Below are 258 nucleotides of genomic sequence, written 5' to 3'. Positions count from 1 at the left end.
AGGAGTCGGCCCAGCAGATCCAGAAGATGATCGAGGAACTGCAGATCGGCGCCCAGGAAGCGGTCAGCACCATGACCGAAAGCCAGCGCTACAGCCTGGAGAGCGTGGAGATCGCCAACCGTGCCGGCGAACGCCTGAGCAGTGTCACCGGACGGATCGCCGAGATCGACGGAATGAACCAGTCGGTGGCCACTGCCACCGAGGAGCAGACCGCGGTGGTCGATTCGCTGAACATGGACATCACCGAGATCAACACCC

At 62.4% G+C, this 258-nt stretch carries 1 pseudogene; it reads left to right on the top strand.

Going from position 1 to position 258, the window contains the following annotated elements:
• Positions 1-258 (top strand): annotated as a pseudogene (locus tag HMPREF2581_RS33870) (chemotaxis protein); the annotation flags it as partial.

This window comes from Pseudomonas sp. HMSC057H01 (genome assembly GCF_001836405.1).
Classification (GTDB): domain Bacteria; phylum Pseudomonadota; class Gammaproteobacteria; order Pseudomonadales; family Pseudomonadaceae; genus Pseudomonas; species Pseudomonas aeruginosa.
This window is presented reverse-complemented; position numbering and strand designations above follow the sequence as displayed.